The following is a 25088-nucleotide window of genomic DNA, read 5'->3' as shown; positions in this document are numbered from 1 at the left end:
AGCTTGCGCCCGCACACCGGACGCGTCACCCGCGGCAAACCGGGAAACACTTCCAGGAGTGTTGTCCAGGGGACCGTCCGGGTGGCTGCCCGGGCGCCGTCCCGAGGTCGTCTGCGGACGGGGACGTGATGGGCAAGGGCGCGATAGCGACGGGCGCCGTGGCGGTGCTGCTCCTGACGGCGGGGTGCAAGGCGGTCGCCGTCGACACGGAGGGCGGCGGGCCGGGCGGCGGGGACGACAGGCCGGGCGCGTCGGCGACACGCCCACCGGCCCGGGAGGACCCGGCCGGACGGGACCGGCCGGAGCGGCCCGGGAGCGCGGAGCCGTCGGAGCGGCGGCCCGCCCGCACCCCCACGTCCGCCCCCGTGCCGGACCCGGCCCCCACCCGCACTCCCGCGAAGACGCTGATGCGGCAGGGCGACCGCGCGGGGCAGGTGCGCGAACTGCAGGCCAGACTGCGGCAGGTCGCCTGGTTCCACACCCTCCCGACGGGGACGTACGGCCCGGCCACCGCCGCGGCCGTCCGGGGCTTCCAGGCCAAGCGCGGCCTGCCCGTCACCGGTGCCACGGATACCGTCACCTGGCAGCGGCTGCTCGGCATGACCCGCGAGCCGACGCGCCAGGAACGGTACGCGGGCGGCGGCATGCCACCGGCCGCGCCCGACAAGCGCTGCCTGACCGGCCGGGTCCTGTGCATCGCCAAGAGCAGCCGCACGCTGACGTGGATGATCGACGGCCGGCGCGTGTCGACGATGGACGTGCGGTTCGGCTCGCAGTACACGCCGACCCGCGAGGGCACGTTCAGCGTCTACTGGAAGTCGCGGCACCACGTCTCGACGCTCTACGACACGGCCATGCCGTACGCGATGTTCTTCAGCGGCGGCCAGGCCGTCCACTTCTCGTCGGACTTCGCGGCCCGCGGGTACTCCGGGGCGTCGCACGGCTGTGTGAACGTGCGGGACGAGAAGAAGATCGCGAGCCTGTTCGCGCAGGTGCGCAAGGGCGACAAGGTCGTCATCTACAAGTGACGGGAAAAGCGGCGTGGGCGGGATCGGGGGAACGAATCCCGCCCACGCCGAGGGCACTGAGCCGAAGGTACGGGGGGAACCCCCGGCTCGTGCGTGGGCCGATGACCAGTCGGCTCACTCCTTACTGCGCCAAGGTGCCGGAAAACGTCACAGCGGGTCGCCGGAGCGGGCCGCCCTGCGGTGGCTACGGCAGGACGGGCAGCGCGCTGCGGGACGCGGCGGGCGTCGCCGAGGGGAGCGTGGGGGACGTCATGGGCGGCCCGTGCGGGCCGCCGGTGTCACCGCCCGACGCGCCGTCCCCCTCACCGCCGGCCCCGTTGCCGCCATGGCCGCCGCCGTCACCGTCACCGTCACCGTCGTGCCCGCCGTCGTGCCCACCGCCGTGGCCGCCGCCACCGACCTGGCCGCCGCCGCCCTGACCGCCTCCCTGGCCGCCGCCGCCCGGGCCGCCGAGGACCCGGCCGCAGAACTCCGCCACCCGGGCGGGGCCGCGGGCCGCCTCCTCAAGGCGCCGGCGCTTCTCGCCCTGGAGCTCGCCGCTGCGGTAGGCACGGCAGGCGACCACGGCCTTGCGGTACCAGCGCCCCGCCTCGTCGCGCCGGGGCGGCCGGTCGCCGTCCGGCCGCCGGGTGGGCCCGGTGGGGTCGCCGTCCGCCTCGGGCCGCTGCGGTGCGCTGGAGGCGGGCCCGCGGGTCGGCTCCCGCTCGGGCGTGGTGCGCTCGTCGGGGACCATGTCCCCGGACGGCTCGTCGGCCTCGTCCGACGGCTCGGAGGCGGGCGGCTCCTCGGGGGTGGCGACCGGCGAGGCGGAGGTGGCGGGGCCCGGCTCGTGGTGCGCGCCGAACGGCGAGGGCAGCACGCCCGTCCCCGCGGCCACGGCGACACCGCCGATCATGCAGGCCGCCAGGGCCGCCGCGAGGCCGAAGCGGACCGGACGGCCCCAGCGGCTCGGGCGCGGCCGGTCCGCGGCGAGCCCGAGCCGCACGGTCTCGTTCGCGGCGGCCTCGTGGGCGGCGGTGGCGTAGGGAGCGGTCCGCGCTCCACGGGCCCGCGGACCACGCGGACCGGCGGCCCGGAAGGCGGCCAACGCGGCGGCCTCACCGGGGAGTTCACCGGCGGGGTCGAGGCCGACGGGCCGGACGGGGGTGCCGGGAAGGCCTTCGGCGGCGGTCCCGGAACCGGGTCTCGCGGCGCCGTCCGCCGGGCGTCCGGGCCGGGCCCCGGGATCCTGCGCGGCCAGCGCGGCCAGGGTCCGGGCGAGCCGGTCGGCGTCCGCGCGCGCGTCGGGGTCGATGCCTTCGAGGGGCTCGCCGCGCAGCAATCGCTCCGCCGCGTCGCGGTCCAGCCACTGATGCTGCTCGTCGGCCATCACATGTCCTTCTGCGTCCGCGTACGCGAATGCGTCACACCGGCGGACGTCACCGCGCACCCGCGCGGCTCCCGTTGGGGCGGGACGGCGCCGAGCGCCTCCTTGGGGTCGACCCCCTCCGGACCGAGCAGTTCCGCGAGCCGTTTCAGACCCCGGTGCGCCGCCGTGCGGACGGCTCCCGGGCGCTTGCCGAGGGTCTGCGCCGCGCTCTTCGCGTCGAGTCCGACGACGACGCGGAGCACGACGGCCTCGGCCTGGTCCTGCGGGAGCTGCGCTATCAGGGCGAGGGCCGCGTCGGTGGCGAGGGACTCCATCGCCTCGCCCGCGGTGTCCGCGTCGGCGGGCTTGCCGGTCAGCTCGGTCTCGTCGCCGCCGACGGCGGGACGGCGGCCCCGCATGCGTATGTGGTCGAGGGCGCGGTTGCGCGCTATGCGCGCCGCCCAGCCCCGGAAGCGGTCCGCGTCCCCGCTGAACCGGTCGAGATCCCGCGCGATCTGCAGCCATGCCTCGGAGGCGACGTCCTCGGCGTCCGCGTCGCCCACCAGCGTGCGCACGTATCCCAACAGCCGTGGCTGCACGGCGCGGTACACAGTCCGGAAGGCGGTCTCGTCCCCGTCCTGTGCGGCAAGCACCGCGGCGGTCAGCTCCGCGTCGTCCCCCAGCACTCTCTCAATCCTGCCACTCGGAGATCTGCGCCCGGCCCCGGCGCGAAGCAGCACGCTACGGGCTCGGACAGCCCTACGTCCATGTTTGTACAACGCGCAACTACCGGGTGACAGAACGCGGTGTGACAGAAAACGCACGCGCGGCGCTGAAGGGAGTACGGACCGCACGCGGTTCGTACCGTGTGCCGGCCGGGGCCTCTCCTGTGGGGGGTGGCGGCCCCGGCCGGTTCTTCGGCACACGACGGTGACCTGGGCAGATGCCCGACGGCCCGGAGCGGGCACGGCGACGCGCCACCGCGAGGCCGGGGCGACGCCCGCGCAGCGGGGCTCCCGGCCGGTCCGCAGCCGCTAGCGTGAAGCCACGACCGCACCGAAGCGACCGGTGCCGTTCGCCGTCGCCGTTGACATCGACATCGACATCGACATCGAGCTCGACAAGCTCACGCCGCCCCGGCCGAGTTGACGGCCGGAGCCGGGCCGCGACCGCTGCGGCACGGGGGGGCCGCGCGTCACCGGCTCCGGGGACGCCAGTCGTCGCCGGGGCGGGGGCGGGCCCGGTGGGCGCCCGCGTAGCGGGCCGCGCGGAACGCGGCGACCGCCCTGCGCTGGGCCGCGTCCCCCGGGTCCGCGCCCGTCGGCAGCCGCAGCAGCGCGCCGAGTACGGCGGCCGGGACCGGCCGCTCGTCCCCGCTCACCGCGCCTCCCCCGGCGTGCCCGGATCCTCGCCGGGGTCCGCCTGCGGCGCGCCGTCCCGCCGCATCCGTTCGCCCAGGGCCCGCAGTCCGCGGTACGCGGCCGTGCGCACCGCGCCGGGGCGCTTGCCCAGCACCCGCGCCGCCGCCGGGGCGTCCAGGCCCACCACCACACGGAGCAGCACCGCCTCCGCCTGGTCGCGCGGCAGGGTCGCGATCAGTTCGAGCGCCCGCTCGGTCGAGATCGCCTCCAGGGCCGCCGCCGACGTGCTGTGCGGACCCGGCAGTTCCAGGGCGGACTCCGCCAGGGCGGCGTCCCGGGGCCGGGTCTTGCGGCGGCGCAGGTGGTCCAGGGCCCGGTGCCGGGCGATCGTCGCGGTCCAGCCGCGAAAGCCCGCCCCGTCCCCGCGGAACCGCCCGAGGTCCCTGGCGATCTCCAGCCACGCCTCGGCGGCGACGTCCTCGGCCGCCTCGCCCTCCGTGCCGACGAGCCCGCGCAGATAGCCGACGAGTCCCGGCTGGACCAGGCGGTACGCGACCGCGAAAGCGGTCTCGTCCCCCTCCTGGGCCGCCGCGACGGCCCTGCCCAGCTCCTCGTCGTGCGCCTGCGTGCGACGGGGTTCCCCACGCTGGCCCAACCCGCTCCCATCCGGCCGACGCGGCACAGGTCACCGCGCCTGTGCTCTCACGGTCACCAGCGTCGCCGGGAGCGGAAGTGTCACAGCGGCCGCCGGACACGGCCGCGGGGCTCACACCTCGAAGAGCGAACCGCCGCCGGAGCCGACCTCGGAGATGTCGAGCGTCCGCGCCGGTGCCGGGGCCCGCGCGGCGACCGGCTCGTCGTACGCGGAGAACCGCATCGTCATCGCCCCGTCGCCGCCGCCCTCCGCCACCCGGACCCCCAGGACGTAGGGCCTGCCGCGGGCGGCGACGTACAGCGTCGTCTCCTGGTCCGCCGTGCTCTCGACGACGGGGACGACCCGGGTGCCGTAACGCCGGGTCTCCGGCAGGGCCTTGAAGGAGTCGTCGGCGTCCGGGGCGCCCGGCATCGCGCCGGTGAACCGGTCGAGGTCGCAGTTGCCCAGCGGCACGGCGGGGCCCCGCGCGGCGGACCCCGTGGGGATCTTCAGGTACTTGCCGCGCGCGAGGGCCGCCCGCTCCCTGACCCGCGCGGCCACCGTGGGCCCGCGCCGGGCGCCCATGTCGAGCATCTCGTCGAGCGCCCGGTCGCTGAACCGCAGATAGGTGGCGTCACCGGAGATGATCACGAGGTCGCCGCGCTGTGTCGGGCCCGAGTCGAAGGTGCCCGTGCAGTTACTGTCGCGGTCCATGTGCAACGAGACCTTCCGGCGGCCCGCGGCGGCCGCCGTCTCGACGCCGATCCGCACCGAGTCGGCGTCCTTGAGCAGCCGCATCCCCTCGACGGCCAGCTCCCTGCCGCGCTTCTCGTCGGCGGCCACGACCGGCTCCAGGGTGCCGCCCGAGTACGTCACCCGCCGGTCCGTCCCGCAGGACGCGAGCGCGCCCACCGCGAGACAGAGCGCGACGGCCCGGAGCCACCCGCTGTTCCTGCCCATCAGATTCCCCGCCCGTCACCCCGTTGTCGTACAACCGCACAACTCTCACACGTTCGGGTGCACCGTCCCGCCCGAGGACCCGGTCCGGCGGGTGCGGGATAGATCACGCCCCGAAACACCCCCTCGACCACAACCCTTCGGACGTACCGTCGGTCGCAGGAGAAGGCCCGCGGTTCATCCGACGCGCGGCCGGACGAACGTGTCTTAAGGGGTGGGGTAATTGAACCTGCGCACCACGCGCAGAATTCGCGACCAGCACGGCAGGTCCACGGCCCGGACGCAGCCGCACGGCGCGCACGCGTACCGGCCGGCGACGTTCCGGCGCAGAACCCTCCTGACGGTGGGGGCCGTCGTCCTGAGCGTGCCGGGAGCGGCGGGCTACGCGGTGGCCGACACCGGAAACCCGGTGACCGCCACCGCGGGCGACGCGGCCCCCGCCGCCGTGGCCGGTGACTTCAACCGCGACGGCCGGGCGGACCTGATCGCGGCGACCCCCAAGGCGTCGTCGAACCGCGGCCGGGTCACCGTCGTGCCCGGCGGGGCGAGCGGCCCGGTCGGCGCGTCGAGGATCTCCCTGACCCAGACCAGCCCGGGCGTGCCCGGCAACTCGGAGGCGGGCGACGACTGGGGCGCGGCCACGGCCTGGGGCGACCTGAACGGCGACGGGTACGCGGACCTGATCATCGGCGCGCCCGGCGAGGACGACTCGTCCGGCCACGCCGACCGGGGCGCGGTCACGATGCTGTACGGCCCGAAGTTCACGTCCGGCACGGACATGCAGCTGTCGGACGACTTCCACTACCCGGGCGCCCGGTTCGGCTCGGCGGTCACGTCCGGCGACTTCAACGCCGACGGCAAGGCGGACGTCTTCGCGGCGGCGACCGGCACGGGCGGCTCGTGGGCCGCGCGGCTGGACCCGGAGCACGAGTCCGCGGGCAGCCTCACCCCGGGCGACACGGCCATAGCGTATGCGGACGCCGCGTCCGGCGACTTCAACCGCGACGGGTACGCGGACGTCGCCCTGACCTACCGCGACCAGGCAGGCAAGGCCAAGATCGCCTGGTTCCGCGGCGGCCGGTCGGGGCTGAGCCGGGTCGGCGTGCTCTCCGTGCCGGGCGGCCGCTCGGTCGCCGTGGGCGACGTCAACGGCAACGGCTACGACGACCTGGTCATCGGCCAGCCCTACACCGCCGAGTCGGGCGCCCACGCGGGCGGCCAGGTCACGGTGGTCCCCGGCTCGTCGACGGGCCTCTCGCCGGCCGGCGCGAAGACGGTCCACCAGGCGACCTCCGGCGTGCCCGGTGCCGCCGAGGCGGGCGACGCGATGGGCTGGTCGGTCGCGGTCGGCGACTACAACGGCGACGGCCGGGCGGACGTCCTTGCGGGCGCCCCGGACGAGGACATCACCCGCGACGGCACCAACCGCAAGGACGCGGGCACGTCCCTCCTCCTGAAGGGCGGCTCCTCGGGCCTCACCGGCACGGGCGCGACGGCCTTCTCGCAGGACGAGCCCGGCGTGCCGGGGTCCACCGAGTCGGGCGACCGCCTCGGCTCGGCGGTGACGCTGGCCGAGCTGTCCGGCAGCGGCCGGGCGGACCTGGCCATCGGGGCGGACGGCGAGGACAAGGGCGACGGCACGATCCTGCAGCTGGACAGCGGCAGTTCGGGCGTGCCCGGTTCCAGCGGCGTCTACTACGGCAGCGCGCTCCTGGGCACGCCGTCGGGCGCCCGCCTGGGGCAGGCGCTCACGCCGTAACGCCGTACGCGCCCCGCTCGCGCCGTCGCCCTTCCCGGGCGGCGGCGCGTCGTCGTCAGCCCCGGCCCCGCGCCCGCCGCGACACCACCGCGCGCAGCACCCGGCGGCCCTCCGTCGAGACGTCCAGGGCCTGGCGCAGGCCGCCCGCCGGGCCCGCGCCCCGGTCGGCGAGCAGCTCCAGGATCCGTATCTGGCGGCGGAGTTCGGCCGCGACCAACGGGGACATGCCGTCCGTGCGGCCCTCGCGGCGGGCCGTCACCGGGCGGGCGGCGGCGGCCGTCGCGGCGTCCAGCAGGCGGTGGACCTGGAGCGCGGCGACCGAGCAGGCGTCGGCCCACTCCCGCACCCGCGCGCCCGAGTGCGCCGCGGGGACCGCGTCGAGCATCCGCCGGGCCAGGACGGCGGCCTCCCCGGGCGGCGCCTTCGCCGGGCCCAGCGCCGAGCGGGCGTCGGCCAGCGCCCCGCCCCAGTCGCCGCCCCCGGCCAGGCTCTCCCACAGCGGGCGCAGCAGGTCGTCGTCACCGCCGAGCACCGGCACGCACCGGTCGAGGCAGGCGAGCCCGCTCGCCGCGAGGCCTCTCTCGTCGGCCTGCGCGATCAGCTCCACCAGGCTCATGCTGCACGTCTCCCGTCCCGGACCCCGACACACTGACCCTTACTGCGTGCGGTCCCCCGGGAACGTCACTGCGGGACCACGCCCAGCCGGTCGAGGAGCCGGAAGAAGAGCTCCTCGGCCGAGGGCTGCGCGTCCGCGTTCAGCACGTCGAGCAGCGGCCCCGCGGACACCGTCCTGCCCGTCTCGGCCGCCCAGGCCACCGCGCGCCGGGCGGCGTCCCGCGGCTCGAGGAAGTAGTCCTCCACGGTCAGTTCGGTGTCCCCGAGGTAGCCCGCCATGGCGTTCCGCGCCAGGCACGTCGTCCAGGCGCCGCTCTGTGGCGCGGCCGCCTCGACGACCACGCAGTCGCTGTCCATCACGTACCCGAACAGCGCGGGCGCGCCCGTCTCCAGGGCCAGCGTGTTCATGTTCCCCACGTCGCGCGTGCCGTCGCCGCCCGGCACCTCCCACACCTGCCAGCCGTCCGGCCGCCGGTCCAGGAGGGACAGCTCGTCCCGTACGCCCGCCACCGCCGACAGCTCGGCGAGCGGCCGCTCGCTCCTGCCGACGACGTAGTACCCCCAGTAGCCCATGCCGTGCCCCCCGCCGTGCTCGTACCGCTTTCCGTGGCGAATACACCACACGGGTCGGCGGGTCCGCCACCAAAAAGCCCAAATGCCGGGGCCGGGGGGGCGTACGCGCCGCGCGGGGCCGGTGCGGCGCGCGGGGTTCAGCCGGCCGCGGCGGGTCCGGGCGCCGGGGCGGGCCGCGGCGGGCCGGAGCGGACCTTGAGGTCCTGCAGCCGGGTGAGGCGGTGCACGAAGAGGACGGCGAGGACGGCGGCCACGATGTCGAGGGCGTCGGCGAACATCAGGTACTCGATGGCCGCCTTGACCTCCTCGGGCTCCTCGGCGCGGGTGTAGGCCTGGCTGGCCCACCGGGAGGCGAGCAGGTCCGCCACCCACAGCGCCCACCAGGTGTTGAGGAGCCGGTGCGGGGCGCCGGGGGACGTGGTGTCCAGGGTCATCGAGCGGGCGAGGAGCACCTCGCGGGGGCCGCTCGCGTCCCAGATGTCGACGGCGATCCGGCGGGGGAACCAGAGGTTCACGATCGGCACGAACCAGCCGCCCACCGTCCAGCCGCGCGACTTGCGGTGGATGGCGGGCGCGAACACCTCGGCGTTCACCCGCACCCGGTGGAACCAGACGAGGAAGACGACGCAGGTCGTGATCAGCGCCCCGAGCTGGAGAGTGCCGGAGAAGGCGTACAGCTCGTCGGCGTGCTCGGCGTCCGCCTGCAGGCTGTCGCCGATGCGCCCCCCGATCATGTCCGCCATCACGTCCCGCACGACGGTGCCCGCCCACAGCGCGTACAGGTCGACGGCCATCACGACGCCGAGCAGCACCATGACGGCCCGGCTGAGGCCGATCGGCGAGCTCAGCCGGGCGGGCCGCCCCGGCGGGGCGGCCGGGGACGGCGGAGCCGGCGGCGGCTGCGCAGGCTGCGAAGACGGCGGTCCGTCCTGGGACGGCGCGGCGAACGACATGAGTGACTACCCCCCACGGGCGATGCACGGACGACGAAACCGCCCGCGTCCCTCCCCAGGGCGCCGATGGCGGCTACCGGACCGTATCAGCGAGTTTCACGAAGTCGTTCCAGCCCATGGCGGGTTTCCGGTCGTCCCACAGCTTCTGGACGGTGGCCCGCAGCGGCATCCGGATGCCCTGGGCCACCTGGTCCTGGCTCTGCGCGCCCGCGAGGTCGCACCAGACGGCGAAGGTGCCGCCGAGGATCTGGTCGTCGTACCGCCCGTCCACCGCCTGCGAGCCGCGGATCACGCGCGGCGTCCAGCTCTCGTAGATGCGCTGGCCGGTCGGGTAGCGGAAGGTGTTGGGCTGGCCGAGCACGTAGTACAGGTACTCGTCGTTGTAGTTGAGGAGCTTGCGGCCCGCCTTGAGGTACTCGGCGGGCTCGCGCGCGCCGATCTCCTTGCCCGTCCAGTAGGCCACTTCCAGGTCGTCGGCGGCCTCGGTGGTCCCGCCCCGGAAGAATCCGTCGTTCCAGGCCGTCAGCTTCTTGTCGAAGGGGCGCACGGCGTCGGCCCGGTCGTTGAGCCAGCCCGTGGCCAGGTCCTGCACCCGGCCGTCGGGGCCGTAGCGCTCGCGGGCGGCGGCGGCCAGCTGCGGGTAGGAGGCCTCGGGGTTCTTCACCGTGAGGGCGCGGTACTCGTCGGCGCCCAGGTGCCAGTAGGCGCCGGGGAACAGCTCGGCGTACTCCTCGAGCAGGTCGTCGACGATCTCGGCGGCCCGGGGCCTGGAGATGTCCACGGCGCCGCGCTGGGCGATGCCCCGGGAGTCGCGCAGTTGCAGGTCGGGGTGCTGGCGGATGACCGCGCCGAGGTGTCCCGGCGAGTCGATCTCGGGCACGACGGTGATGTGCCGGCTCCGCGCCAGCTTCACCAGGCCGCGGACCTGATCCTTGGTGAGGTGGTCGGAGGAGACGATCTCGGGGTGCGAGTCCGAGGCGATGCGGAACGCCTGGTCGTCGGAGAAGTGCAGGCCCAGCTGGTTGTACTTGAGGTCGCCGAGCTCGCGGACGCGGTCCTCGATCCACTTCAGGTCGAAGTGCTTGCGGGCGATGTCGAGCATGAAGCCGCGCCGCGGCTTGGCCGGGCGGTCCCGTACGACGCCCTCCGGCGCGGTCCTGCCGCCGCTCACCTCCTGCTTGAGGGTGCGGGTGCCGTAGAAGACACCGGCCTCGGCGGGCGCGGTGATCCGCACCTGCCGCCCCTTCACCGACAGGGTGTACGACTCGTCGCCGGCGCCGTCCGCGCCGTTCCCGCCGTCGCCGTCGGTCTTCAGGGCCAGCTCGACGTCGCCCGCGCGGGGCCGCGCGTCGCCCCCGTACCGCAGCTTCAGCTCGCCCGCGAGCAGTCGTCCCTCGTCGGCGAGGTCGTCGTCGCGGACCACCACCCGGCCCTTGTCCTGGTCGGGGCGCCAGCCGGGGCCGCGGGCGGCGGTGTGCTCGCGCACCGCGGGGATGGTCTCCGGGGCCTCGGAGAGCGGATAGCTCCTGCTCGGACTCGGCGCGGAGGACACCGCGGACTTCCCGTCCGAGGGCGGCCGGTCCGCGTCGCCCCTGCCGTCGCCGCCGGGCCAGACCGCCACGGCGAGCACGACGGCCCCGGCGGCCACGGCGCCGCCCGCGGCGGCCAGCGGCCCGCGCCTCACCGGTCACCCCGCGGTCCGGGGCACGCCACACCAGAAGTCAGAGCCATAGATCCACGCTACGTCGGGCTCCCGACGGCGGCTCGTCCACGGCACGGAGCGAAACTCTCTCATTCGAGTGAAATTCGCTCATTCTTCGGACACGTCTCCGCACGTACTCGATAGCGTTGGAACACCCCCACACCCCGTACGGCCCCTTCTTGCCGCCCCCTGCCCAGGAGCGCACGCTGCCCCCGCACCGTTCCCCCCGTCCCGCCGACCGCGCCACCCCGCACGGGCTGAACGCCGCCGCGCCGGGCGAGGCCGAAGCCGCCCTCCTGACCTGCTGCGGCAGCCGCCGCTGGGCCCGCCGCGTCGCCGCGCACCGCCCCTACCCCGACCTGGACGCCCTGCTCGCCGCGTCCGACGAGGCGGCCTACGACCTCTCCCCCGCCGACCTCGCCGAGGCCCTGGCCTGCGAACCCCTCGATCCGGTGATCCCCCACCAGATCACCCCGCAGGCCACGCACATCGCGGCCCGCACCGCCCTGCGCGCCGCCCACGCCGCGTACGAGAGCCGCTTCGGCCACACCTTCGTGATCTGCCTCGACGACGTCCCGCCGGACGAGGCCCTGGACCAGCTGCTCGCTGGCATTCGGTCACGCCTCGGCAACGATCCCGAGGACGAGCGCGCGATCGCCGCCGACGAGCTGCGCCGCCTCGCCCGCGGCCGTCTCGCCAGGCTCGCCCTGCTCCGGGGCGCCGGACACGCCGTCACGGAGAGTCGCCCGCCCCCGTGTCCCGATAGCCCGTACGTGCCTGTTTGATTGCCTGTTTGATCACACCTGCGGACCCGGGGCAGGGCTACCGACAACTCGTCGATACGATGACGAGCGGCCGGTGGACCGTACCCGGCCGGGCTCGTCCGACAGAGAAGCCGGCCGGCCCCAATCCCCGCTCCCGGAGGGTTCTTCCGTGCCGGCTGGAACGCTGTACCGCGGCCGGGAAGGAATGTGGTCATGGGTGGCTCATCGAGTCACCGGCGTCCTCATCTTCTTCTTCCTGTTCGTGCATGTGCTCGACACCGCTCTCGTCCGCGTCTCCCCGGAGGCGTACGACGATGTCGTCAGCACCTACAAGACGCCGATCGTCGCACTCCTCGAGTACGGCCTCGTCGCCGCCATCCTCTTCCACGCGCTCAACGGCCTGCGCGTCATCGCCGTCGACTTCTGGTCGAAGGGTCCCCGCTACCAGAAGCAGATGCTCTGGACCGTCGTCGGCATCTGGGTGGTCCTGATGGTCGGGGCGCTCTACCCCGTCCTCGGCCACGCCGTCCGTGAAGTCTTCGGGAGCTGACGCCAGACATGTCTGCTGACACCACGCTCGACAAGTCCGCAACGTCCGGAGTGGGTCCCGTCGAGGGCGCGTCCCTCTACGACGTGGACAACCCGGCCCCGGTCATCGAGGCGCCGCGCAAGCGCACCTCCAAGACCCCGCGCTCGACCCGCGGCAACTTCGAGATGGCCGCATGGCTCTTCATGCGCCTGTCCGGCGTCGTCCTGGTCGTCCTCGTCCTCGGCCACCTGCTGATCCAGCTGGTGCTCGACGGCGGTGTCTCCAAGATCGGCTTCGCGTTCGTCGCCGGCCGCTGGGCCTCGCCGTTCTGGCAGGTCTGGGACCTGCTGATGCTGTGGCTCGCGATGCTGCACGGCGCCAACGGCCTGCGCACGGTCATCAACGACTACGCGGAGCGCCCGAACACGCGTCTGTGGCTCAAGGGCCTGCTGTACACCGCCACGGTGTTCACCATCCTTCTGGGCACGCTGGTGATCTTCACCTTCGACCCGAACATCCGCTAAAGCCGAGGCGACTTCCGTGAAGATTCACAAGTACGACACCGTCATCGTCGGCGCGGGCGGCGCCGGCATGCGCGCCGCCATCGAGGCGACGAAGCGCAGCCGCACCGCCGTGCTCACCAAGCTCTACCCCACGCGTTCCCACACGGGCGCGGCGCAGGGCGGCATGGCCGCCGCGCTCGCCAACGTGGAGGAGGACAACTGGGAGTGGCACACCTTCGACACGATCAAGGGCGGCGACTACCTGGTCGACCAGGACGCCGCCGAGATCCTCGCGAAGGAGGCCATCGACGCGGTCCTCGACCTCGAGAAGATGGGCCTGCCGTTCAACCGCACCCCGAACGGCACCATCGACCAGCGCCGCTTCGGCGGGCACACCCGCAACCACGGCGAGGCCGCCGTGCGCCGGTCGTGCTACGCCGCGGACCGCACCGGCCACATGATCCTCCAGACCCTCTACCAGAACTGCGTCAAGGAGGGTGTGGAGTTCTTCAACGAGTTCTACGTCCTCGACCAGATCATCGTCGAGGTGGACGGGGTCAAGAGGAGCGCGGGCGTCGTCGCGTACGAGCTGGCGACCGGCGAGATCCACATCTTCCAGGCCAAGTCCGTGATCTACGCGTCCGGCGGCACCGGCAAGTTCTTCAAGGTGACCTCGAACGCGCACACGCTCACCGGTGACGGCCAGGCGGCCTGCTACCGGCGCGGGCTGCCGCTGGAGGACATGGAGTTCTTCCAGTTCCACCCGACCGGCATCTGGCGCATGGGCATCCTTCTGACGGAGGGCGCCCGCGGCGAGGGCGGCATCCTCCGCAACAAGGACGGCGAGCGCTTCATGGAGAAGTACGCGCCGGTCATGAAGGACCTCGCGTCCCGTGACGTCGTCTCGCGCTCCATCTACACGGAGATCCGCGAGGGCCGCGGCTGCGGTCCCGAGGGCGACCACGTCTACCTCGACCTGACGCACCTCCCGCCGGAGCAGCTGGACGCCAAGCTCCCGGACATCACCGAGTTCGCGCGCACCTACCTCGGCATCGAGCCCTACACGGACCCGATCCCGATCCAGCCGACCGCGCACTACGCCATGGGCGGCATCCCGACGAACGTCGAGGGCGAGGTCCTCGCGGACAACTCGACCGTCGTCCCGGGCCTGTACGCGGCGGGCGAGGTGGCCTGCGTCTCCGTGCACGGCGCCAACCGCCTCGGCACGAACTCGCTCCTGGACATCAACGTCTTCGGCCGCCGTGCGGGCATCGCCGCCGCCGAGTACTCCGCGAAGAACGACTTCGTCGAGCTCCCGGAGAACCCGGAGGAGCTCGTCGTCTCCCTCGTCGAGCAGCTGCGCGACGCCTCGGGCAACGAGCGGGTCCACGAGCTCCGCACCGAGCTGCAGGAGACCATGGACGCCAACGTCATGGTGTTCCGCACGGAGCAGACGATCAAGACGGCCGTGGAGAAGATCGCCGAGCTCCGCGCCCGCTACAAGAACGTCTCGATCCAGGACAAGGGCAAGCGGTTCAACACCGACCTCCTGGAGGCCATCGAGCTGGGCAACCTGCTCGACCTGGCCGAGGTCATGGCGCAGTCCGCGCTCGCCCGCAAGGAGTCCCGCGGCGGCCACTACCGCGAGGACTTCCCGAACCGCGACGACGTCAACTTCATGCGCCACACCATGGCGTACCGCGAGGTCGGCGACGACGGCACGGAGACGATCCGTCTCGACTACAAGCCGGTCGTCCAGACCCGCTACCAGCCGATGGAGCGTAAGTACTGATGGCTACCCCGACGATGGACAAGCTCGAGGCTCTCGAAGCGGACAACGGCTCGCACCTGATCACGGTGACGTTCCGCATCCGCCGCTTCAACCCGGAGGTCTCGGCGGACGCCACCTGGGAAGACTTCCAGCTGGAGATCGACCCCAAGGAGCGCGTCCTCGACGGCCTCCACAAGATCAAGTGGGAGCTGGACGGCACGCTGACGTTCCGCCGCTCCTGCGCGCACGGCATCTGCGGCTCGGACGCCATGCGGATCAACGGCAAGAACCGTCTTGCCTGCAAGACCCTGATCAAGGACATCAACCCGGCCAAGCCGATCACGGTCGAGCCGATCAAGGGTCTGACGGTCCTGAAGGACCTGGTCGTCGACATGGACCCGTTCTTCCAGGCGTACCGCGACGTGATGCCGTTCCTGGTCACCAAGGGCAACGAGCCGACGCGCGAGCGTCTGCAGTCCGCCGAGGACCGCGAGCGCTTCGACGACACGACCAAGTGCATCCTGTGCGCCGCGTGCACGTCCTCGTGCCCGGTGTTCTGGAACGACGGCCAGTACTTCGGCCCGGCCGCGATCGTGAACGCCCACCGCTTCATCTTCGACTCGCGTGACGAGGCGGGCGAGCAGCGCCTGGAGATCCTGAACGACAAGGACGGCGTGTGGCGCTGCCGCACGACGTTCAACTGCACGGACGCGTGCCCGCGCGGCATCGAGGTCACGAAGGCGATCCAGGAAGTCAAGCGCGCCCTGATCACCCGCCGCTTCTGACCCCACCGCCTCCACCGGCCGTACGCCAGGGCCCCGCTTCCGTCTGGAGGCGGGGTCCTGGCGTAGGTGGTGGGTGACGCGGAACGCGAAGCCGGGCCGTCTCGGGCCTGGGGCAGGAGCGGTCGTAAGGGTGGCGGCTCCGGTTGACCGGTCATATCGGTAGTACCGGTGGCGGGGGCCGTACGGTCGAAGATTCACGGCCGGTCGTACGGGCCATGCGCGCCTGCGGGCCCGTGGCGGGCCGCGCCCTACCCTGACGGAATGTCAGACAACCAGTCGGTCGGCCTGTCCGCTGACCAGTCCACCGCACTGCTCGACGACCCGTCCGCCGGGCTCCTCGGCTTCGACAACGTCCTGTTCCCCGTCGGCGACCTCGGCGAGGCCGTCGCCTTCTACGAGCGGGCCGGCTTCCCCGTCGCCTTCCGGATCGACGAGCTCGGCCTCGCCATCCTGAAGATCGGCAAGGAGACCCCGGGCGTCCTGCTGCGCGTGGAGGACGGCATCGTGCCGCGCACGCCCGCGTGGCCCGCGCCGCGCCTGTGGCTGGAGGTCCGCGACGCCCGCGCGAAGGGCCGGGCCCTGACGGCGGCGGGCGTCCCGCCGCTGACCGAGCCGTTCTCCGTGGCCACGGGGTGGACCGTGGAGATCGCCGACCCCTGGGGGAACGTCGTGGGCTTCACGGACTACCTCAAGCGGCCGGAGCTGGCGCGGAGTTCCTGAGCGGGGTCGCCGGGTGGGCTGCTGAGCGGGGTCACCGGGCGGGGTCGCGGCGGACGGGTTCGCTCAGCCCTTCACCAGTGCCCACACCGTCTTGCCGTGCCCGCTCCGCCGCCACACGCCCCACGTCTCGGCGATCGTGTCGAGGAGGCGCAGGCCGCGGCCCGTCTCGTCCTCCCAGTCGGCCGTCCGCACCTGGAGTTCCGCCGGGCTCTCGTCGGACACCTCGATGAAGCACGAGCCGTCGGCGAGCACCGTCACCGCGACCTCGAACTCCCGTTCCACGACGAGTCCGTGGACGATCGCGTTCGTCGCCAGCTCCGACACGATGAGGACGGTCTCGTCGAGCGTGCCGTGATCCGCCGTGTGCCCCCACGCCGACAGATGGTCGTGCACCCGCGTCCGGGCGAGCGGCACCGACGCCGGGTGCGGCGGCAGCCTGAAGGCATCACGTCTCAGCAAGTCCCACGTCCCCTCCCCTGAGGCGGCGCGGCACCCCCGTACCGCCCTCACGCACCGCCGACCCACCCTCGACGCGCCTCTACGCGCGTCATCCACGACACACACCCCACACACGCCACATACGTCACGTGTCGGGAACCCGTACAGATGTCCGGCTCCCCATGCTGCGCCGGGAGACCGGACGATGTCACTGCGTCATCGCCCGTCCCGCACATATCTGGCCAGTTCCCACCCACATGCCGGTGCCTACGGGTGGCACTGGCCGGATACCGCCGGGCTCAGGCCTGCCGCGACGCGAGCTCCACGACGGTGATGTCCGACGGCGCCCCGACCCGTACCGGCGGGCCCCACGCACCCGCGCCCCGCGTCACGTAGAGCTGCGTGTCGCCGTACCGCTCCAGGCCCGCGAGCGTCGGGTTGGCCAGGTCCGCGACGAGGTTGCCCGGCCAGAGCTGGCCGCCGTGCGTATGCCCGGAGAGCTGCAGGTCGACGCCGTGTTCGACGGCGTCGTGGATGACGACCGGCTGGTGCGCGAGGAGGACGGCGGCCCGCGCACGGTCGCGGTCGCCGAGCGCCTCGGCGAAGTCCGGGCCCTTGCCCTCGCTCTCGCCCGCCACGTCGTCGACGCCCGCGAGGTCGAAGGCGGGGAGTTCGGTACGGGCGTTCCGCAGCGGATGCAGGCCGAGCTCGCGCACGTGCTCCACCCACTCCTCGGCGCCGGAGAAGTACTCGTGGTTGCCCGTCACGAAGTACGCGCCGTGCCGCGCCCGCAGTCCGGCGAGCGGGGCGGCGGCCGGGCCCAGGTGCTCGACGGTGCCGTCGACCAGGTCGCCCACCACGGCGATCAGGTCGGGCTGCGTGGCGTTGACGGTGTCGACCAAGCGCTGCGTGAAGCCGCGCCCGAGGATCGGCCCGAGGTGGATGTCGCTGACCACGGCGATCCGGAACCCGTGCGCGGCACGCGGCAGTTTCGCCAGCGGCACGGTGACCCGCTTCACCCCGGGGCCGCGCAGTACGCCGTACGTTCCCTGGCCCACGGTCCCCACGGCGGCGGCCGCGGCGGCCCCGCCGACGATGCGGGAGACGAAGAGGCGGCGGGAGGGGGCGGCGCGGACGGGAACGGCGGTGGAGCCGCTCCCTTCAGCGGGACCACTCCCGGGACCCACCTCTACGGAGGGGCCGGTTTCGGAACCCGCCTCTACGGAGGGGCCGGTTTCGGGATCCGCCTCTACGGAGGAGCCGGTTTCGGAATCCACCTCTACGGAGGAGCCGCTCCCGGAAGCCGCCTCTACGGGGCGTGCCCTTTTCTCCGTCCATCGCAGCAGCAGAGGCCGCACCAGCTCCCCCGCGAGCACCGCGAGGAGCAGATAGAGCGCGAGGGCCATCCACAGGAAGCCCGGCCAGGCGAGCACCCGCTGCAGCAGGAAGGGCGCCCCGGTCCGCTCGGCGACGAGCGCGCCGAACATCAGCAGCGGACCGGCGACGAAGACCGCCGTGCCCGCACGCCGGGCGAGCCCGGGCCCGGCCGTGGTGTCGCGCACCAGACGGCGCCACACGTACCAGTGAAGACCGGCGAAGGCCGCGAGGACGGCCACGGCCACAAGGACCACGAGGACGATCACGGCTATGACGTTCTCCGCAGGGCGCGGACTCCGCGGAACCCGATGGTCCCTACCACCGTCCCCAAGACAAAGGAGACAACGGCAAGCGTCAGGTGCACCCAGAAGTACCCGGTCGGGTTGTCCGCGTCGTCGAAGGCCAGCCCACTGCCGTCCTTCCACAGGTTCTTGACGAAAGTGATCCAGATGAACCAGCTCCACACCCCGAAGGCGAGCAGGAACCAGGAGACAGGGCGGCTGAGCTTCATACGTTCAGTATCGCCAGCTTCTCCGTCGCACCGCCGCCGGGGTGGGGACGAGGGGACACAGCCCACCGCGGAAGCGACTTGCACAGCCCGGCCCTGTACGTTCTCGTCCGTGCCTGCCGTAAAAAAGACCGCCATGTTGGTCGCTTCCGCCGCATTGCTGACCATGTCGACCGCAGCTCCCGCGCTCGCGGACGAGAAGCCGGGGGGCGACAAGGACCAGCCGAAGCCGCCCGCCAAGATGTCCACCGTGGGCGGTGCCCGGCTCGGTGAGCCCGGCACCCAGGTGAAGCTCAAGGCGAACGCCCCCGTGCTGCCCAAGGAGCTGTCGGGCCGTTCCTGGATCGTCTCGGACGCCGAGTCCGGCGAGGTCCTCGCCTCGCACAACGCGCACTGGCGGCTGCCCCCGGCGAGCACCCTCAAGATGCTCTTCGCCGACACCGTGCTGCCGAAGTTCCCCAAGACGCAGAAGCACAAGGTCGAGCTCTCCGACCTGGCGGGCATCGGCGCGGGCAGCAGCATGGTCGGCATCAAGGAGAAGGAGACGTACACCGTCCACGACCTGTGGCTCGGCGTCTTCCTGCGGTCGGGCAACGACGCCGTGCACGTGCTGTCCGCGATGAACGACGGCGTCCCGAAGACCGTCAAGGACATGCAGAAGCACGCCGACGAGCTGCAGGCCCTCGACACGCACGTGGTCTCCCCGGACGGCTACGACGCCAAGGGCCAGGTCTCCTCGGCGTACGACCTGACGCTGTTCGCCCGCTCCGGGCTGCAGAAGAAGGACTTCCGCGAGTACTGCTCGACGGCCACCGCCGAGTTCCCCGGCGAGACCAAGAAGGTCACCAAGGGCAAGGACAAGGGCAAGACGAAGCGCGAGTCCTTCGCGATCCAGAACACCAACCGGCTGCTCACCGGTGACATCGGCATCAGCCCCTACAAGGGCATCGCCGGCGTCAAGAACGGCAGCACCACGAACGCGGGAAACACCTTCACCGGTGTGGCCGAGCGCGACGGCAAGGTCCTCCTCGTGACCGTCATGAACCCCTCCTCCGGAGAGCCGCACGCGGTCTACAAGGAGACCGCGCGGCTCTTCGACTGGGGCTTCAAGGCCGCGGGCAAGGTCGACCCGGTGGGTGAGCTCGTCGCGCCGAGGGGCGCGGACACGGGCGGCGCGGGCAAGGGCGCCCCGGGCAGCGGCGGCGCGGGCAAGGACGCCACCGAGAACGCGGCGCACTCCTCCGAGGACGGGTCGACCGGCATGGGCACCGCCCTCGCCGTCACGGGCGGCGTCCTCGCGGTGCTCGCCGCCGGCGTCTTCGTGATCCGTCGCCGGCTGCCGCTGCCCGGCCAGGGCGGGCGGCGCGCGCGTCAGGACGCGCGTCAGGACTGACGGCGCTCTTCGGAGAAGCGGTCCGCGCGGGTGGCTCCTTCGGAGGGAGCGGGCGAGGAGGCGGCCTCTACGGAGACTGCCTCTTCGCCTTTTCCGTCCCCTGTACGGGTGACTTCCGCGGGTGAGTCCTCAGCGCCCGCCTGCGCGGCCGGGTCCTCCGTGGCCGCGCCCTCCGCGGCCGGGTCCTCCGTGGTCCTCGCCTTCCGCGTGGCCGTCCAGGCCGCGCAGAACAGCATCAGCTTCGCCGTGAAGTTGATCCACAGGAGCAGCGCGACGGGCACGCCGAAGGCGCCGTACATGTTCTTCGACGCGACGCCCTTGATGTAGCCGCCGAGCAGCAGTTTGAGCAGTTCGAAGCCGGCCGCGCCGATCAGCCCCGCGGTGATGAGCGAGCGCCGGGGCGGCTGGACGCCGGGCAGCAGCGTCAGGACGTACAGCAGCAGCAGGAAGTCCGCGAGGACGGCGATGGCGAACGCGATGACCTGGAGCAACACCGCGCCCCAGCCCTGCTCGTCGATGCCGATGAGGTCGGCGGCCCAGCCGACGGCGGTCGAGGCGAGCGCCGACGCGGCGAACGACGCGAGGCCCACGCCGCCGAGCCCGATGAGGACCCCGGCGTCCTTGGCCTTGCGCAGGACGGGGTTCTCCTCCTCGTCCGCCAGCTCCCAGACGGCCCGCAGGCACTCCCTTATCGAGCCGACCCAGCCGATGCCGGTGAAGAGCAGCAGGGCGCCCGCGACGAGGCCCACGGTGCCCGCGTTGGCCACCAGCGCGTCCAGGTTGAGCTGGTCGGAGATGCCGGGGACCTGCTCGGAGATCTTGCTCTCCAGGGTGTCCTGCTGCTTCTTCGAGAGCGTCGCCGCGGCGATCGCGGCGGCGACGGTCAGCAGCGGGAACAGCGCGAGGAAACTGATGAACGTCATGGCGGCCGCGAGGCGCGCCCAGTGCACCTGGTCGAGCCGTTCGTAGGCCTGCCACGCGTGCGTGCGCATCGCCTTCTCGACGAGCGGCCCGATGCCGGGCAGTTTCTTCAACCAGTCCATGACGCCTCCGTACCTGCGGTCCTGTCCGATGTCCTGCCCGATGTGCGGAAGACCAAGGTCCGTGTACCCCAGAACCGCAGAACAGTGGCGAGTGCCATGCCGATTCCGGCGCCCGAGACGGTGTCCGCGCGCTGCGAGGTCAGCCCGAGCCCGTAGTGGGACACGGCGATGCACAGCAGCTGGACGAGGGCACCCGCGATGTTGACGGCGAAGAACACCGCGTACTGGCGCAGCCGCGGGACGTCCGCGGTCCTGCTCCGGTAGGTGCCGAGCGCGTTGCCGGCGTACGCCACCGAGCACCCCGCGAGGAAGGACAGGGCCTTGGCGGTCAGCGGGTCCAGGCCCACGGGGCCGCGCAGCCAGACGAAGAGGCCGAGGTCGGCGGCGTATGCGCAGAGGCCGGCGGCGGCGAAGCCGAGCAGTTCGGGGCCGAGCGCCCGCAGCCGCTCGCGCGGGGACGAGCTCACCAGTCCGTGACCGCGAGCCCGTACATCGCGAGCCACACCAGGCCGATCACCGCGAGCGCCCGGTCCCGCAGCACGACGTCCTCGGGCTCGCCCGCGGTGCCCCGGTCGGCGAAGACGGCGTAGCGCAGGATCGCGAGGATGAAGGCGGCCATGGACAGCTGGCGCCACGGCAGCAGGCTTCCGTTGGCGGTGCCGCCCTCCTCCATCGCCCACAGGCAGTACGCGAGGACGGCGACCCCGGCGGCCAGCTGCCACACGAAGCGGAGGTAGCCGGTGGTGTACTCGGTGAGCAACGCGCGCGTGGCGCCCAGCTTCTCCGAGTCGGCGGACATCTGGACGGCCTCGGAGTAGCGCTTGGCGGAGACCATGAAGAGCGCGCCGAAGCCGGTCGTGATGAGGAACCAGCGCGAGAGCGGGATGTCGAGGGCGAGGCCGCCGATCATGGCGCGCATCAGGAAGCCGGTCGTGACGATGGTGAGGTCGACGACCAGGACGTGCTTGAGGCTGATGCAGTAGGCGAGTTGCATGCCTACGTAGGCGGCCAGGAGCGCCGCGGTCAGCGGTGTGCACAGGACGGCGGCGGCCGTGGGCGCGAGGACGGCGAGGAGCCCGCCGACGGCGTACGCGACGGGCACCGGCACCTGTCCCGCGGCGACGGGCCTGCGGCACTTGGTGGGGTGGGCGCGGTCGGCGTCCGCGTCGCGCGCGTCGTTGATCAGATAGACGGCGGACGCGGCGGCGGTGAACAGCGCGAAGACGATCGCGACTTGGATCAGGGCGTGCCGGGAGAAGAGCTCGCCGGCGGCGGCGGGCGCCGCGACGACGAGGACGTTCTTCACCCACTGTCGGGGGCGCGCGGTCTTCAGGAGGCCGAGGGGCAGCCCGGTGGCCGCCGGGCGCGACGGCTGCGGCGGTCCCGGCCGCTCCAGGACGGTGGAGATACGTTCAGGCATCAGCCGCGGCCTCCGTTCATCCAGGCGGCGCCCACGCGCGCGGTGAGGGCGCCGAGCGCCGCGCCGGCGGCCACGTCCGTGGGGTAGTGGACGCCGACGACCAGCCGGGAGACGCACATGGCGGCGGCCAGCGGTGGGACGAGATGGGCGCCGACGGGGCGCAGCGCGCCGTAGGCGACGGTGGCGGCGGCCGCCGAGGTGGCGTGCGAGCTGGGGAAGGAGTGCCGGCCCGCGGTGCGGACGAGGGGTTCGACGTCTCCGCGGTCGGCCGGGCGGGGGCGGCGGACGATCCGCTTGACGCCCATGCTGGCCAGGTGGGCGGCCGCGGTGAGCGCCGTGCCGCGCAGCCAGGCGCCGCGGCGCTCGCGGTCGACGGCGGCGCCCACCAGGCCCGCGGCGATCCAGAGCGCGCCGTGCTCGCCGGTACGGGACAGGGTGCGGGCGGCGGACGCCACGCGCGGGTCGGTGCCGCAGTCGCGCAGGGCCGACAGCAACCGGTGGTCCATGTCGTGCATGTCGCCTCTTTTTCGAAGACATTCAAGGACGTTCAAGGACATTCGAGAGCTGGGCAAGAGCTGGGCATCTCGACTCTTCTAGGCAAACTGCCAATATTTTCGACAATGTTGAATGACACTCGCTCAATCACCCATTTCGGTGAGAGAGCGGATGATTTAGAGCAAACCGCACACTTGCGGGCGATACGGTCACATGCATGCCTGCCGACTCCCCCGCCGATTCCCTCGCCCCCGCCCCGGTCCCGGCGTCACCCGCCGTGTCCGTGTCCGGCTGGGGCCGCACCGCGCCCACGACCGCCCGGCTGGTGAGACCCCGTACGCCGGAGGAGGCCGCGGCGGCGGTGCGCGACTGCGGGGAGCGCGGCGGCATCGCGCGCGGCCTGGGACGGGCGTACGGGGACGCGGCGCAGAACGCGGGCGGCGCCGTCTTCGACATGACGGGCCTGGACCGGGTGCGTGTCATCGACACCACCCGCACCTCGCCGACGGGCGCCCCCGCGGCCACCGTCGTCTGCGACGCGGGCGTCTCCCTGCACCACCTGATGGAAGTGCTGCTCCCCCTCGGCTGGTTCGTGCCGGTCACACCGGGGACCCGCTATGTGACCGTCGGCGGCGCGATCGGCGCCGACATCCACGGCAAGAACCACCACGTCTCGGGGTCCTTCTCCCGCCACGTCCTGTCCCTGGACCTGCTGACCGCCGACGGCACGGTCCGCACGGTCGAACCCGGCAGCCCCCTGTTCGACGCGACGGCCGGCGGCATGGGCCTGACCGGCGTCATCCTGTCGGCGACCGTCGAACTCCTCCCGGTCCAGACGTCCTTGATGTCCGTCGACACGGAACGGGCCACGGATCTGGACGACTTGATGGCCCGCCTGACGGCCACCGACCACCGCTACCGCTACTCGGTGGCGTGGATCGACCTCCTGGCGCGCGGCGCCGCCATGGGCCGCTCGGTCCTCACACGCGGCGACCACGCTCCCCTGGACGCCCTTCCGCGGCGCTCACGCGCGCGTAGAGCCCCTCTGGCGTTCCGTCCGGGGCACCTGCCCGCCGCGCCCCCGTTCGTCCCCGAGGGGCTCCTCGGGAAGGCCTCGGTGGGGCTCTTCAACGAGCTCTGGTACCGCAAGGCGCCCCGCTCCCGCACCGGCGAACTGCAGAAGCTCTCCACCTTCTTCCACCCCCTGGACGGCGTCCCGCACTGGAACCGCATCTACGGCCGCGGCGGGTTCGTGCAGTACCAGTTCGTCGTCGGATACGGCAAGGAAGAGGCCCTGCGCCAGATCGTGCGGCGCATCTCCGACCGGGGCTGCCCCTCCTTCCTCGCCGTCCTCAAGCGCTTCGGAGAGGGCGATCCGGGCTGGCTCTCCTTCCCGATGCCCGGCTGGACCCTGGCCCTCGACATCCCGGCGAACCTCCCCGGGCTCGGCGCCTTCCTCGACGAGCTCGACGAGGAGGTGGCCGCCGCCGACGGGCGCGTCTACCTCGCCAAGGACTCCCGTCTGCGGCCCGAGACGCTCGCCGCCATGTACCCCCGTCTCGACGACTTCCGCGCCCTGCGGGCCGAGCTCGACCCGCGCGGCGTGTTCCGCTCGGACCTCTCCCGCCGCCTCGCCCTCTAGGAGACCGGTACTCATGAAAGACGCCTTCGGCACCCCTCAGTCCCTGCTCGTCCTCGGCGGCACCTCCGAGATCGGCCTCGCCACCGCGCGCCGCCTCGTCGCCCGCCGCACCCGTACCGTGTGGCTGGCCGGGCGCCCGTCGCCGGACCTGGAGAAGGCCGCGGCCGACCTGCGCGACATGGGCGCGGACGTGCGCACCGTCGCCTTCGACGCGCTCGACCCGGAGTCCCACGAGGAGTCCCTCGGCAAGATCTTCACCGAGGGCGACATCGACATGGTGCTGCTCGCCTTCGGCATCCTCGGCGACCAGGCCCGCGACGAGGACGAGCCGCTCGCCGCGGTCCGCGTCGCCCAGACCAACTACACGGGCGCGGTCTCGGCGGGCCTGGTCTGCGCACGGGCCCTGCAGTCCCAGGGGCACGGCTCCCTGGTGGTGCTCTCCTCGGTGGCGGGCGAGCGGGCGCGCCGCTCGAACTTCATCTACGGCTCCAGCAAGGCCGGCCTCGACGCGTTCACCCAGGGCCTGGGCGACGCCCTGCACGGCACCGGGGTGCACGTGATGGTGGTGCGCCCCGGCTTCGTGCGCTCGAAGATGACGGCGGGCCTGGAGGAGGCGCCCATGGCGACCACTCCGGAGGCCGTCGCGGAGGCCATCGAGACCGGGCTGCGGCGCCGCTCGGAGACCGTGTGGGTGCCCGGCGCGCTGCGGGTGGTCATGTCGGCACTGCGGCACGTGCCGCGGCCGGTGTTCCGCCGGCTGCCGGTCTAGC

General features: G+C 73.0%; 27 protein-coding genes. 11 read left to right on the top strand and 16 right to left on the bottom strand.

The genetic code is table 11. The annotated features are described in order from the left end of the window. The first annotated feature begins 128 nt into the window (after positions 1 to 128). Complete coding sequence (locus ACFYXE_RS01950; RefSeq protein WP_389309451.1) at positions 129 to 1028, top strand: L,D-transpeptidase family protein; 900 nt, start codon at positions 129 to 131, stop codon at positions 1026 to 1028. A 184-nt stretch (positions 1029 to 1212) separates the two neighbouring features. Here the strand turns inward: ACFYXE_RS01950 and ACFYXE_RS01945 are convergent, their stop codons facing one another. The 5 genes from ACFYXE_RS01945 to ACFYXE_RS01925 all read right to left on the bottom strand — a co-directional run bounded on the left by ACFYXE_RS01945 (position 1213) and on the right by ACFYXE_RS01925 (position 5331). Beyond that, positions 1213 to 2397, bottom strand: a complete 1185-nt coding sequence (locus ACFYXE_RS01945) for a hypothetical protein (RefSeq protein ID WP_389307974.1) — start codon at positions 2395 to 2397, stop codon at positions 1213 to 1215. Then, complete coding sequence (locus tag ACFYXE_RS01940) at positions 2397 to 3062, bottom strand: RNA polymerase sigma factor (RefSeq protein ID WP_361175811.1); 666 nt, start codon at positions 3060 to 3062, stop codon at positions 2397 to 2399. Before ACFYXE_RS01940 ends, ACFYXE_RS01945 begins: the two co-directional genes overlap by 1 nt. Before the next feature lie 509 nt (positions 3063 to 3571). After that, positions 3572 to 3757, bottom strand: a complete 186-nt coding sequence (locus tag ACFYXE_RS01935; RefSeq protein ID WP_389307971.1) for a hypothetical protein — start codon at positions 3755 to 3757, stop codon at positions 3572 to 3574. Further along, entirely contained in the window at positions 3754 to 4392 is a 639-nt protein-coding gene (locus tag ACFYXE_RS01930) for an RNA polymerase sigma factor (protein WP_389307969.1), read from the bottom strand. The genes ACFYXE_RS01935 and ACFYXE_RS01930 overlap by 4 nt, the downstream gene beginning before the upstream one ends. 111 nt (positions 4393 to 4503) lie before the next feature. Next, positions 4504 to 5331, bottom strand: coding sequence for a hypothetical protein (locus ACFYXE_RS01925; RefSeq protein ID WP_389307967.1), 828 nt, complete (start codon positions 5329 to 5331; stop codon positions 4504 to 4506). A gap of 220 nt (positions 5332 to 5551) precedes the next feature. Here ACFYXE_RS01925 and ACFYXE_RS01920 point away from each other — a divergent pair, with 220 nt between their 5' ends. Next, the gene (locus tag ACFYXE_RS01920) at positions 5552 to 7087 is read left to right on the top strand and encodes an FG-GAP-like repeat-containing protein (protein ID WP_389307965.1); all 1536 of its coding nucleotides are present in this window, start codon (positions 5552 to 5554) and stop codon (positions 7085 to 7087) included. A 55-nt stretch (positions 7088 to 7142) separates the two neighbouring features. Here ACFYXE_RS01920 and ACFYXE_RS01915 read toward each other — a convergent pair whose 3' ends face one another. The 4 genes from ACFYXE_RS01915 to ACFYXE_RS01900 all read right to left on the bottom strand — a co-directional run bounded on the left by ACFYXE_RS01915 (position 7143) and on the right by ACFYXE_RS01900 (position 10912). Then, positions 7143 to 7703 (bottom strand): hypothetical protein, encoded by a 561-nt coding sequence (locus tag ACFYXE_RS01915; RefSeq protein ID WP_389307963.1) that lies wholly within the window; start codon positions 7701 to 7703, stop codon positions 7143 to 7145. A 65-nt stretch (positions 7704 to 7768) separates the two neighbouring features. Continuing rightward, positions 7769 to 8275, bottom strand: a complete 507-nt coding sequence (locus ACFYXE_RS01910) for a hypothetical protein (protein ID WP_361177828.1) — start codon at positions 8273 to 8275, stop codon at positions 7769 to 7771. 137 nt (positions 8276 to 8412) lie between these two features. Further along, the gene (locus ACFYXE_RS01905; RefSeq protein ID WP_389307960.1) at positions 8413 to 9228 is read right to left on the bottom strand and encodes a DUF4328 domain-containing protein; all 816 of its coding nucleotides are present in this window, start codon (positions 9226 to 9228) and stop codon (positions 8413 to 8415) included. A 73-nt stretch (positions 9229 to 9301) separates the two neighbouring features. Beyond that, entirely contained in the window at positions 9302 to 10912 is a 1611-nt protein-coding gene (locus ACFYXE_RS01900) for a glycoside hydrolase family 20 protein (RefSeq protein WP_389307958.1), read from the bottom strand. Positions 10913 to 11109: 197 nt separating this feature from the next. Here ACFYXE_RS01900 and ACFYXE_RS01895 point away from each other — a divergent pair, with 197 nt between their 5' ends. From ACFYXE_RS01895 to ACFYXE_RS01870, 6 genes are all read left to right on the top strand, one after another. Further along, a complete protein-coding gene (locus ACFYXE_RS01895) occupies positions 11110 to 11715 on the top strand; it encodes a 2-oxo-4-hydroxy-4-carboxy-5-ureidoimidazoline decarboxylase (RefSeq protein ID WP_389307956.1) in 606 nt (201 codons plus the stop codon). Positions 11716 to 11863: 148 nt separating this feature from the next. Beyond that, positions 11864 to 12244, top strand: a complete 381-nt coding sequence (sdhC, locus tag ACFYXE_RS01890) for a succinate dehydrogenase, cytochrome b556 subunit (protein WP_150185849.1) — start codon at positions 11864 to 11866, stop codon at positions 12242 to 12244. Between the two features lie 8 nt (positions 12245 to 12252). After that, positions 12253 to 12747, top strand: coding sequence for a succinate dehydrogenase hydrophobic membrane anchor subunit (locus ACFYXE_RS01885; RefSeq protein ID WP_361177834.1), 495 nt, complete (start codon positions 12253 to 12255; stop codon positions 12745 to 12747). A gap of 16 nt (positions 12748 to 12763) precedes the next feature. Further along, on the top strand, positions 12764 to 14518 hold the full coding sequence (sdhA, locus tag ACFYXE_RS01880; protein WP_361177836.1) for a succinate dehydrogenase flavoprotein subunit: 1755 nt from the start codon (positions 12764 to 12766) through the stop codon (positions 14516 to 14518). Further along, positions 14518 to 15282 carry a succinate dehydrogenase iron-sulfur subunit gene (locus ACFYXE_RS01875; protein ID WP_361177838.1) on the top strand — a complete coding sequence of 255 codons (765 nt, stop codon included), beginning with the start codon at positions 14518 to 14520 and terminating at the stop codon, positions 15280 to 15282. Before sdhA ends, ACFYXE_RS01875 begins: the two co-directional genes overlap by 1 nt. Positions 15283 to 15591: 309 nt before the next feature. Continuing rightward, entirely contained in the window at positions 15592 to 16002 is a 411-nt protein-coding gene (locus ACFYXE_RS01870; protein ID WP_389309448.1) for a VOC family protein, read from the top strand. A 63-nt stretch (positions 16003 to 16065) separates the two neighbouring features. On the opposite strand, the gene ACFYXE_RS01865 is transcribed toward ACFYXE_RS01870, so the two are convergent. The 3 genes from ACFYXE_RS01865 to ACFYXE_RS01855 all read right to left on the bottom strand — a co-directional run bounded on the left by ACFYXE_RS01865 (position 16066) and on the right by ACFYXE_RS01855 (position 18328). Next, positions 16066 to 16461 carry an ATP-binding protein gene (locus ACFYXE_RS01865; RefSeq protein WP_389307953.1) on the bottom strand — a complete coding sequence of 132 codons (396 nt, stop codon included), beginning with the start codon at positions 16459 to 16461 and terminating at the stop codon, positions 16066 to 16068. Positions 16462 to 16739: 278 nt separating this feature from the next. Further along, complete coding sequence (locus ACFYXE_RS01860) at positions 16740 to 18083, bottom strand: metallophosphoesterase (RefSeq protein ID WP_389307951.1); 1344 nt, start codon at positions 18081 to 18083, stop codon at positions 16740 to 16742. A 2-nt stretch (positions 18084 to 18085) separates the two neighbouring features. Further along, positions 18086 to 18328 (bottom strand): SCO4848 family membrane protein, encoded by a 243-nt coding sequence (locus tag ACFYXE_RS01855; protein WP_055566125.1) that lies wholly within the window; start codon positions 18326 to 18328, stop codon positions 18086 to 18088. A gap of 163 nt (positions 18329 to 18491) precedes the next feature. Here ACFYXE_RS01855 and ACFYXE_RS01850 point away from each other — a divergent pair, with 163 nt between their 5' ends. After that, entirely contained in the window at positions 18492 to 19718 is a 1227-nt protein-coding gene (locus ACFYXE_RS01850; protein ID WP_389307949.1) for a D-alanyl-D-alanine carboxypeptidase family protein, read from the top strand. Here the strand turns inward: ACFYXE_RS01850 and ACFYXE_RS01845 are convergent. From ACFYXE_RS01845 to ACFYXE_RS01830, 4 genes are read right to left on the bottom strand one after another with little or no spacing between them, the layout of a single operon-like run. Beyond that, positions 19709 to 20761 carry a YhjD/YihY/BrkB family envelope integrity protein gene (locus tag ACFYXE_RS01845; RefSeq protein ID WP_389307947.1) on the bottom strand — a complete coding sequence of 351 codons (1053 nt, stop codon included), beginning with the start codon at positions 20759 to 20761 and terminating at the stop codon, positions 19709 to 19711. The genes ACFYXE_RS01850 and ACFYXE_RS01845 overlap by 10 nt on opposite strands. Beyond that, a complete protein-coding gene (locus ACFYXE_RS01840) occupies positions 20749 to 21228 on the bottom strand; it encodes a GtrA family protein (RefSeq protein ID WP_361177848.1) in 480 nt (159 codons plus the stop codon). Before ACFYXE_RS01840 ends, ACFYXE_RS01845 begins: the two co-directional genes overlap by 13 nt. Beyond that, a complete protein-coding gene (locus tag ACFYXE_RS01835; protein ID WP_389307944.1) occupies positions 21225 to 22181 on the bottom strand; it encodes a decaprenyl-phosphate phosphoribosyltransferase in 957 nt (318 codons plus the stop codon). The genes ACFYXE_RS01840 and ACFYXE_RS01835 overlap by 4 nt, the downstream gene beginning before the upstream one ends. Beyond that, positions 22181 to 22696, bottom strand: a complete 516-nt coding sequence (locus ACFYXE_RS01830; protein ID WP_389307942.1) for a phosphatase PAP2 family protein — start codon at positions 22694 to 22696, stop codon at positions 22181 to 22183. Before ACFYXE_RS01830 ends, ACFYXE_RS01835 begins: the two co-directional genes overlap by 1 nt. 197 nt (positions 22697 to 22893) lie before the next feature. On the opposite strand from ACFYXE_RS01830, the gene ACFYXE_RS01825 reads away from it, so the two are divergent. After that, a complete protein-coding gene (locus ACFYXE_RS01825) occupies positions 22894 to 24318 on the top strand; it encodes an FAD-binding oxidoreductase (protein ID WP_361177854.1) in 1425 nt (474 codons plus the stop codon). Between the two features lie 13 nt (positions 24319 to 24331). Beyond that, positions 24332 to 25087, top strand: coding sequence for a decaprenylphospho-beta-D-erythro-pentofuranosid-2-ulose 2-reductase (locus tag ACFYXE_RS01820; protein ID WP_361177856.1), 756 nt, complete (start codon positions 24332 to 24334; stop codon positions 25085 to 25087). Position 25088: the final 1 nt, after the last annotated feature.

The sequence above is a fragment of the Streptomyces sp. NPDC002564 genome, assembly GCF_042889645.1.
Lineage (GTDB): Bacteria > Actinomycetota > Actinomycetes > Streptomycetales > Streptomycetaceae > Streptomyces.
This window is presented reverse-complemented; position numbering and strand designations above follow the sequence as displayed.

Bases quoted from the DNA above. Each gene is read 5' to 3' on its own strand.
- ACFYXE_RS01950 (WP_389309451.1), top strand. From the start codon at position 129: ATGGGCAAGGGCGCGATAGCGACGGGCGCCGTGGCGGTGCTGCTCCTG.
- ACFYXE_RS01925 (WP_389307967.1), bottom strand. From the start codon at position 5,331: ATGGGCAGGAACAGCGGGTGGCTCCGGGCCGTCGCGCTCTGTCTCGCG.
- ACFYXE_RS01915 (WP_389307963.1), bottom strand. From the start codon at position 7,703: ATGAGCCTGGTGGAGCTGATCGCGCAGGCCGACGAGAGAGGCCTCGCG.
- ACFYXE_RS01875 (WP_361177838.1), top strand. From the start codon at position 14,518: ATGGCTACCCCGACGATGGACAAGCTCGAGGCTCTCGAAGCGGACAAC.
- ACFYXE_RS01825 (WP_361177854.1), top strand. From the start codon at position 22,894: ATGCCTGCCGACTCCCCCGCCGATTCCCTCGCCCCCGCCCCGGTCCCG.
- ACFYXE_RS01830 (WP_389307942.1), bottom strand. From the start codon at position 22,696: ATGCACGACATGGACCACCGGTTGCTGTCGGCCCTGCGCGACTGCGGC.
- ACFYXE_RS01820 (WP_361177856.1), top strand. From the start codon at position 24,332: ATGAAAGACGCCTTCGGCACCCCTCAGTCCCTGCTCGTCCTCGGCGGC.
- ACFYXE_RS01905 (WP_389307960.1), bottom strand. From the start codon at position 9,228: ATGTCGTTCGCCGCGCCGTCCCAGGACGGACCGCCGTCTTCGCAGCCT.
- ACFYXE_RS01835 (WP_389307944.1), bottom strand. From the start codon at position 22,181: ATGCCTGAACGTATCTCCACCGTCCTGGAGCGGCCGGGACCGCCGCAG.
- ACFYXE_RS01845 (WP_389307947.1), bottom strand. From the start codon at position 20,761: ATGGACTGGTTGAAGAAACTGCCCGGCATCGGGCCGCTCGTCGAGAAG.
- ACFYXE_RS01855 (WP_055566125.1), bottom strand. From the start codon at position 18,328: ATGAAGCTCAGCCGCCCTGTCTCCTGGTTCCTGCTCGCCTTCGGGGTG.
- ACFYXE_RS01885 (WP_361177834.1), top strand. From the start codon at position 12,253: ATGTCTGCTGACACCACGCTCGACAAGTCCGCAACGTCCGGAGTGGGT.
- ACFYXE_RS01850 (WP_389307949.1), top strand. From the start codon at position 18,492: ATGTCGACCGCAGCTCCCGCGCTCGCGGACGAGAAGCCGGGGGGCGAC.
- ACFYXE_RS01910 (WP_361177828.1), bottom strand. From the start codon at position 8,275: ATGGGCTACTGGGGGTACTACGTCGTCGGCAGGAGCGAGCGGCCGCTC.
- ACFYXE_RS01945 (WP_389307974.1), bottom strand. From the start codon at position 2,397: ATGGCCGACGAGCAGCATCAGTGGCTGGACCGCGACGCGGCGGAGCGA.